Raw genomic sequence first — 7,593 nt, 5'->3', positions numbered from 1 at the left:
TCAATCCCCTGGAGATCATCCAGCCCGACATGCTGCAGGTGGATCGCATCATCGCCGAGCGGTTGACCACCGAGGTCCCTCTGGTACGCGAGGTGGCGCAGTACATCATCCAAGCCGGTGGCAAGCGCTTGCGCCCTGCGCTGCTGCTGCTGGTCAGCGGTGCGCTGGGGCATCCGCACCCGGACCGCCACACGCTGGCCGCCGTGGTCGAATTCATCCACACCGCCACGCTGTTGCACGACGATGTGGTCGATGAGTCCACGCTCCGACGCGGCCGCGAAACCGCCAATGAACATTTTGGCAATGCGGCCAGCGTACTGGTAGGCGATTTTCTGTATTCGCGCGCTTTTCAGATGATGGTGGATCTGAACAACATGCGCGTCATGCAAGTGCTCTCTGACGCCACCAACGTCATCGCCGAAGGCGAGGTGCTGCAGCTGATGAACATGCGCGACGCCTCGCTGGACGAGGCCGCCTACATGCGGGTGATCCGATCCAAGACCGCCAAACTGTTCGAGGCAAGCGCCCGCCTGGCGCCGATCCTGGCCGGCGAAGACACCGCCACGGAGGAACTTTGCGCCACCTATGGGCAGGCCTTGGGCACGGCATTTCAGGTGATCGACGACGTGCTGGATTACGAGGGCAACGCCGAAGAGCTGGGTAAAAATCTGGGCGATGACTTGCGCGAAGGCAAGGTCACGCTGCCCGTGATCTGCGCGCTGCGTGGCGCCTCTGAAAGCCAGAAAGAGGTGATCCGAAACGCGATCGAACAAGGCGATCTGGCCCATCTGGACGAGATTTTGTCCATCATCCGCCAGACCGGCGCTCTGGACACCGCACGCACTTACGCCATGGCCGAAGCACAGCGCGCCATGGACGCGGCACAGCGGCTGCCGGTGAATGAATTCAGCGCCGCCTTGCTACAATTGGCGGCCGGGCTTTTGGAGCGCCGCTCCTGAGCCCTTGCGGGACCAATCGCCCACCCGGCAGGGCGTGAAAAAGCTTGCTTGTCGGGGTGTAGCTTAGCCAGGTAGAGCGCTACGTTCGGGACGTAGAGGCCGGAGGTTCGAATCCTCTCACCCCGACCAATCCAAGCTTGTCGGCCCCATCGGGGCCAGAGAAGGCAAGGCAGCAACACTGCCCCCGCCTTGCCGCACCGCTCACACTTGTCTGTTCAAACGGGTTTGACCGTTTTGCGGGCGTCCTCCGCCAACATGCCAACCAGATCGCGTGCAAATGCGGACATGGTCTCCAGGTTGCGCACACAGACATGCATGTGGCGGTCGGCCCAGGCATCTTCCAGTGGAACGATTTGTATGGCCATGGACTTGGCATGGAGATGCACCGCCGACGCAGGCAAGATCCCGACCCCAGCTTGCGCCTCGATCAGGCGGCACGCCGCTTCAAAGTTGCCCACTTGTATGCGCAACTGAAGCTGGCTGTGCGTGCGGTCGCATATCTGCTTCAAAAAGGTATGCAAAGCGCTGGCCTCGTGTAGGCCCACATGCACCAGATCCAGCGTTTCGCTGAAGCCGATGCTGGACCGGTTCGCCAAAGAATGGCTGGAAGGCACGACCAGCACCAGTTGATCGGAGCGGTAGGGAATGATCTCCAGGTTTTCGGTGCTCACGGAACCCGCCACCACCCCGATGTCGGCGTAACCATCCAGCACCGCGCGCACGATGTCGGGACTGGGCATTTCGCGCAGGTGGATGTTGATGTCCGGATGGCTTTGCAGATAGCTGCCCAGCACCGGTGGCAAGAACTCGCACAAGGCGGTGGTGTTGGCGAAGATGCGCAATTGGCCTTTGATGCCGTCCGCGTATTCCTGCATGTCGCCGCGCATGTTCTCGATTTGCGCCAGCACCACCATGGCGTGTTGCACAAAGGCCTTGCCGGGCTGCGTCAATGTCATGCCCTGGCTGCTGCGGTACAGCAATTTGGCCCCCACGCTTTCTTCCAGGTTCTTGATCCGGGTGCTGGCGGCGGCCAGCGAAATGTGCGAGCTTTCAGCGCCGCGGGTGAGGCTGCTGAGTTCGGCCACCCGAACAATGAGGCGCAAGTCAACCAGATCAAAGTGCATGGACAGGGACGTTGTAGCGGTACCAGACCGGCTTCGCAGCCGGGCAACCCATGGGTGCGCGGCGCAAGCGCCGGAAGAGGGTTCAAGCATACCCTTCGGAAATGCCAAAGCACGGCTTTCGAAATCAGAGATTGCGCAGGGAGGCGACTGCACCGACCATAGCGGGCGTGCCCTATCTTGTATTCCCCTCCCGATTCTCATGAGCGACGACGTCCGTACCCTTGATGCTTCCACGCTGGCGCACTTGCGCAGTTGGATCGACCGCACAGAAACCACCCACGACGACATCACCGCAGCGCCGCTGCGTGCCTTGACGGCCACGCTGGACCGCGACGACCCAGACCCGGCGGCGGGCAGCGTGTTGCCCCCCTTGTGGCATTGGCTCTGCTTTCTGCCGCACGCGCGCCAAAGCGCGCTGGGCGCCGATGGGCACCCCAAGCGCGGCGGCTTTTTGCCGCCCGTGCCACTGCCCCGGCGCATGTGGGCGGGTGGGCGGCTGCGGTGGCAGGCTGAGAACCCGCTCCGGGTCGGCGACGCGGTACGACGCATCTCCAGGATCGTGTCTGTTGATCACAAGGCCGGGCGCAGCGGCGACTTGCTGTTTGTGCTGGTACAGCACGAAGTGCACAACGCGCAGGGCTTGGCACTCACCGAAGAGCACGACATTGTTTACCGAGCAGCGGCCCGGGCGGACGACGCGGCGCCCAAACCCGTTGCCGCCGAAACCGGCGCTGTCTGGCAACGCGAGGTGGTGCCCGACGCTGTGCTGTTGTTCCGTTATTCGGCGCTCACCTTCAACGGGCACCGCATCCACTACGACCGAAGCTATGTGACCGAGGTCGAGGGCTACCCGGGCCTGATCGTGCATGGCCCGCTGATCGCAACCTTGCTCGTGGACCTGGTGCGCCGGCAGTTGCCGGAGGCGTGCATCCAGTCGTTTGAATTCCGCGCCGTTCGGCCCACGTTCGACCTGCACCCCTTCCGGCTCCATGGCCAACCGTCGGCCGACGGCAAGACCGTTCGCCTCTGGGCCCAAGACCACGAAGGCTGGCTGACCATGCAAGGCAGCGCGACGCTCGCCTGAGCCCCGGTTACCCAATCACATCAACCACCCCAACTTCATGATCAAAACCGCCCCCGACCAATACCAGGAGATCCGCGACGCCGTGCGTGCGCTGTGCGCCGAGTTTCCAGACGCTTACCACCGCCAGATCGACGAACGGCGCGGCTACCCCGAGGCTTTCGTCGACGCGCTGACCAAAGCCGGTTGGCTGGCCGCCATGATTCCGGCCGAATACGGCGGCTCAGGTCTCGGCCTGGCCGAAGCTTCGGTGATCATGGAAGAGATCAACCGCAGCGGCGGCAACTCGGGCGCCTGCCACGGCCAGATGTACAACATGGGCACCTTGCTGCGCCACGGATCGGCGGCGCAAAAGGCCTTGTACCTGCCCAAGATCGCGACCGGCGAATGGCGGCTGCAGTCCATGGGCGTGACCGAGCCCGGCACCGGCACCGACACCACCCAGCTCAAGACCACCGCGGTGAAAAAGGGCGACAAGTATGTGGTGAATGGCCAGAAGGTCTGGATCTCGCGGGTGCAGCATTCCGACTGGATGATTCTGCTCGCGCGCACCACGCCGCTCGCGGAGGTCAAGAAAAAGACCCAGGGCATGAGCATCTTCATGGTCGATTTGCGCCAGGCGGAAAAAAGCGGCATGACGGTGCGCCCCATTCCCAACATGGTCAACCACGAAACCAACGAGTTGTTCTTCGAGAACCTGGAAATCCCCGAAGAAAACCTCATCGGCAAAGAAGGCGAAGGGTTCAAGTACATCCTCGATGGCCTGAACGCCGAGCGCACGCTGATCGCGGCGGAATGCATTGGCGATGGCTACTGGTTTCTCGACCGGGTGACGAAGTACGTGCGCGAGCGTGTGGTGTTCGGCCGCCCGATCGGGCAGAACCAGGGCGTGCAGTTTCCGATTGCCGATGCCTACATCGAAGTTGAAGCCGCCAACCTGATGCGCTACAAGGCGTGTGAATTGTTCGACGCTGGCCAGCCCTGCGGCGCGCAGGCCAACATGGCCAAGTACCTCGCGGCCAAGGCGAGCTGGGAGGCGGCCAACGCCTGCATCCAGTTCCACGGTGGTTTTGGTTTCGCCACCGAATACGACGTGGAGCGCAAGTTCCGCGAGACGCGCCTCTACCAGGTGGCGCCGATTTCGACCAACCTGATTTATTCCTACGTGGCCGAGCACTTGCTCGAACTGCCGCGTTCGTTCTGAAAGCCGGGCATGACGACACAGTTGCCCGCACTGAAACCCCGGCCGCTGGACGGCATCACCGTGGTCTCGCTGGAACACGCCATTGCCGCGCCGTTCTGCACCCGCCAGTTGGCCGATCTGGGCGCGCGCGTCATCAAGGTCGAGCGGCCCGGTCGCGGTGACTTTGCCCGCGACTACGACACCCGCGTAAAGGGGCTGGCCTCCCACTTCGTCTGGACCAACCGCTCCAAGGAAAGCCTGACGCTGGATTTGAAACAGCCTGACGCCCTGGCGGCCCTGAAACAGTTGCTGCTGAAGGCCGACGTGCTGGTGCAAAACCTGGCACCCGGTGCGGCGGCGCGCATGGGCCTGTCGTTTGCGGCGCTCAGCGAAGCCAACCCACGCCTGATCGTGTGCGACATCTCGGGCTACGGCGACGACGGCCCTTACCGCGACAAGAAGGCCTACGACCTGTTGATCCAGAGCGAGGCCGGGTTCCTGTCGGTCACCGGCACGCCCGAGGTGCCCAGCAAGTCGGGCAATTCGGTGGCCGACATCGCCGCCGGTATGTACGCCTACACCAGCGTGCTGTCGGCGCTGTTGCTGCGCGGCACCACCGGGGTGGGCAGCCATATCGACGTGTCCATGCTCGAAGCGCTGGGCGAATGGATGTCCTTTCCGATGTACTACGCCTTTGAAGGTGCGCCTCCGCCGCCCCGCAGCGGCGCTGCCCACGCCAGCATCTACCCCTATGGCCCCTTTGCCGCTGGCGACGGCGGCACCGTGATGCTGGGCCTGCAGAACGAGCGCGAGTGGAAAGCGTTTTGCGACACGGTGTTGAAGAACCCCGAGCTGGCAGCCGACCCGCGCTTTGACAACAACGCGCGCCGCAACCAGAACCGCGAGGCGCTCAAGGCCATTGTGCTGGCCGCCTTTGGAGCGCTGAGCGCCGACCAGGTCTGCGCTTTGCTGGACCAGGCGCAGATCGCCAACGCACGCATGAACGATATGGCCGGTCTCTGGGCCCACCCGCAGTTGCAAGCGCGTGAGCGCTGGCGCAGCGTGGGCTCGCCCGAGGGCGACATACCGGCCCTGTTGCCGCCGGGCCGCAGCAACGCCTTCGAATACCGCATGGACCCGGTGCCCGCCGTCGGTCAGCACAGCGAGGCCATTCTGGCGGAGACCGGCCTGAGTGCCGCCGCCATTGCCGCCTTGCGCGCTTCGGGCGGGATCTGAATCTCCCGCACCGCACCCACACGCCGCTTGAAAGAACCCCTATGACGTCCCCCAGCGCCCAACTTGCCACCTTTGCCGCCGAACTGCGGTTCGAGCACATTCCCGAGACCGTGGTTCGCAAGACCGAAGACCTGCTGGTCGACTGGTTCGGCTCGGCCGTGGCTGGGCACGGCTCGCGCCCGGTGGACAGCATCGCGCGTTTTGCCACTGCCATGGGTGGAGCGAGCGAGCCCAGCGGCCCATCGGAGGTCATCGTCAACCGACGCCGTACCAGCCCCTATCTGGCGGCCATGGTCAACGCCGCCGCTTCTCATGTGGCCGAGCAAGACGACGTGCACAACGGCTCGGTCTTTCACCCGGCGGCCGTCGTCTTTCCCGCTGCGCTGGCGGTGGCGCAGGCCATCGGAGCCAGTGGGGAACGCTTCTTGACCGCCTCGGTGGCGGGCTACGAAGTGGGTATTCGGGTCGGGGAGTTTCTCGGGCGCTCGCACTACAAGGTGTTCCACACCACCGGCACCGCCGGCACCCTGGCCGCCGCGGCCGCGGTCGGGAATCTGCTTGGCCTGAACAACGCGCAGATGCTGCACGCCTTCGGCTCGGCGGGCACCCAGTCGGCCGGGCTGTGGGAGTTTTTGCGCACCGCGTCCGACAGCAAGCAGCTGCACACGGCCCACGCCGCGGCGGCCGGCCTCATGTCGGCCTACCTGGCCCAGGACGGTTTCACCGGCGCCGCACAGATTTTTGAAGGGCCACAAGGCATGGCCGCTGGCATGTCCAGCGATGCCGATCCCGCCAAACTCGTGGATGGCCTGGGCCAGCGCTGGGCCACGGTGGAAACCTCGTTCAAATTCCATGCGTCGTGCCGCCACACCCACCCCGCCGCCGACGCGCTGCTGCAGGTGATGAAGGCCAACCAACTTCGCCCCGGCGATGTGGCGCGCGTGGTCGCCCATGTGCACCAGGGTGCCATCGACGTGCTGGGCCCGGTGGTCAACCCGAGCACGGTGCACCAGAGCAAATTTTCCATGGGCACGGTATTGGCGCTGGTGGCGCGCTTCGAGCACGCCGACCTCAACGCCTTCGACCTGCACTTCAAAGAAGCCGATACCGTGTCGTTTTGCGACAAGGTCGAGATGCAGCTGGACGACGAGGTGGACACCGCTTACCCGCTGCGCTGGATCGGCAAAGTCACGCTGCACACCACCGATGGCCGTGTGTTGCACGGCCGGGTGGACGAACCCAAGGGCGACCCGGGCAATACCCTGAACCGCGCGGAAATCACCGACAAGGCCTTGCGGCTGGCGGCTTACAGCGGCGGGGCCACACCCACGCAAATGCAGACCGCCATCGATGGTCTGTGGCAAATCGCCAGCGCTGATCGTGTCGGGATTTTGCTCAAGCCATGAACGCACCCACCCTGCCCCTGCTGGCCTCGGTTTGCACTTTTTTGTTTGTGCCCGCCAACCGACCGGAGCGCTTGTCCAAGGCGCTCGACAGTGGCGCGGGCGCGGTGATCGTGGACCTGGAAGACGCTGTGGCACTGGCTGAAAAGTCCACTGCGCGTTTGCAGTTGTCGCAGGCCTTTGCAACCCTGGATGGGGCCGAACGCGCGCGTCTGCTGGTGCGCATCAATGCAGCGGGCACGCCCTGGCACGAAGACGATCTGGCGCTGGTGAGGCAGCTCGCCGCCCAGGATCTGGCCGGGGTGGTTGTGCCCAAGGCCGAGTCTGCGGCACAGCTGACGCATGTGTGGGCGCACGTCGCCACGGCCAGCAACACCGGCCCTTGTGTGCTCTTGCCTCTGGTCGAATCGGCGCAAGGCCTGGGTGCGCTCGATGAGATCGCCAACAGCCCGGGCGTGCTGCGCCTGGCGCTGGGTCACCTCGATTTGCAGGCCGATATGGGCATGCGCTGCGATGCGGACGAAGCCGAGCTGCATCCGGCGCGCTTCGCCATCGTGGCCGCTTCGCGCCGCGCGGGTCTGGCATCCCCAGTGGACGGTGTCACCGT

General features: G+C 64.5%; 7 protein-coding genes and 1 tRNA gene. 7 read left to right on the top strand and 1 reads right to left on the bottom strand.

Annotation, left to right across the window (positions count from 1 at the left end):
- Positions 1 to 8: 8 nt before the first annotated feature.
- Both ABYB95_RS12830 and ABYB95_RS12825 read left to right on the top strand, forming a co-directional pair.
- Positions 9 to 959 carry a polyprenyl synthetase family protein gene (locus ABYB95_RS12830; RefSeq protein ID WP_372658950.1) on the top strand — a complete coding sequence of 317 codons (951 nt, stop codon included), beginning with the start codon at positions 9 to 11 and terminating at the stop codon, positions 957 to 959.
- Between the two features lie 52 nt (positions 960 to 1,011).
- Positions 1,012 to 1,088, top strand: a tRNA-Pro gene (locus ABYB95_RS12825).
- An 86-nt stretch (positions 1,089 to 1,174) separates the two neighbouring features.
- Here ABYB95_RS12825 and ABYB95_RS12820 read toward each other — a convergent pair.
- On the bottom strand, positions 1,175 to 2,083 hold the full coding sequence (locus ABYB95_RS12820) for a LysR substrate-binding domain-containing protein (RefSeq protein ID WP_372658949.1): 909 nt from the start codon (positions 2,081 to 2,083) through the stop codon (positions 1,175 to 1,177).
- A 199-nt stretch (positions 2,084 to 2,282) separates the two neighbouring features.
- Between ABYB95_RS12820 and ABYB95_RS12815 the strand changes: the two genes are divergently transcribed.
- From ABYB95_RS12815 to ABYB95_RS12795, 5 genes are all read left to right on the top strand, one after another.
- On the top strand, positions 2,283 to 3,167 hold the full coding sequence (locus ABYB95_RS12815; protein WP_372658948.1) for a MaoC family dehydratase N-terminal domain-containing protein: 885 nt from the start codon (positions 2,283 to 2,285) through the stop codon (positions 3,165 to 3,167).
- 37 nt (positions 3,168 to 3,204) lie between these two features.
- On the top strand, positions 3,205 to 4,368 hold the full coding sequence (locus ABYB95_RS12810; protein ID WP_372658947.1) for an acyl-CoA dehydrogenase family protein: 1,164 nt from the start codon (positions 3,205 to 3,207) through the stop codon (positions 4,366 to 4,368).
- Between the two features lie 9 nt (positions 4,369 to 4,377).
- Positions 4,378 to 5,583 (top strand): CaiB/BaiF CoA transferase family protein, encoded by a 1,206-nt coding sequence (locus ABYB95_RS12805; RefSeq protein ID WP_372658946.1) that lies wholly within the window; start codon positions 4,378 to 4,380, stop codon positions 5,581 to 5,583.
- Between the two features lie 41 nt (positions 5,584 to 5,624).
- The gene (locus ABYB95_RS12800; protein ID WP_372658945.1) at positions 5,625 to 6,989 is read left to right on the top strand and encodes an MmgE/PrpD family protein; all 1,365 of its coding nucleotides are present in this window, start codon (positions 5,625 to 5,627) and stop codon (positions 6,987 to 6,989) included.
- Positions 6,986 to 7,593, top strand: a 608-nt coding sequence (locus ABYB95_RS12795; RefSeq protein ID WP_372658944.1) for a CoA ester lyase, incomplete at its 3' end; no start/stop codon positions are given. The genes ABYB95_RS12800 and ABYB95_RS12795, both read left to right, overlap by 4 nt.

The organism is Hydrogenophaga sp., from assembly GCF_041633695.1.
GTDB lineage: Bacteria > Pseudomonadota > Gammaproteobacteria > Burkholderiales > Burkholderiaceae_C > Hydrogenophaga.
The sequence above is the reverse complement of the archived record's forward strand: the minus strand, read 5'-3'. Positions and strand labels throughout refer to the sequence as shown.

Coding starts and splice junctions, on each gene's coding strand:
- ABYB95_RS12800 (WP_372658945.1), top strand. CDS start 5,625: ATGACGTCCCCCAGCGCCCAACTTGCCACCTTTGCCGCCGAACTGCGG.
- ABYB95_RS12815 (WP_372658948.1), top strand. CDS start 2,283: ATGAGCGACGACGTCCGTACCCTTGATGCTTCCACGCTGGCGCACTTG.
- ABYB95_RS12805 (WP_372658946.1), top strand. CDS start 4,378: ATGACGACACAGTTGCCCGCACTGAAACCCCGGCCGCTGGACGGCATC.
- ABYB95_RS12810 (WP_372658947.1), top strand. CDS start 3,205: ATGATCAAAACCGCCCCCGACCAATACCAGGAGATCCGCGACGCCGTG.
- ABYB95_RS12820 (WP_372658949.1), bottom strand. CDS start 2,083: ATGCACTTTGATCTGGTTGACTTGCGCCTCATTGTTCGGGTGGCCGAA.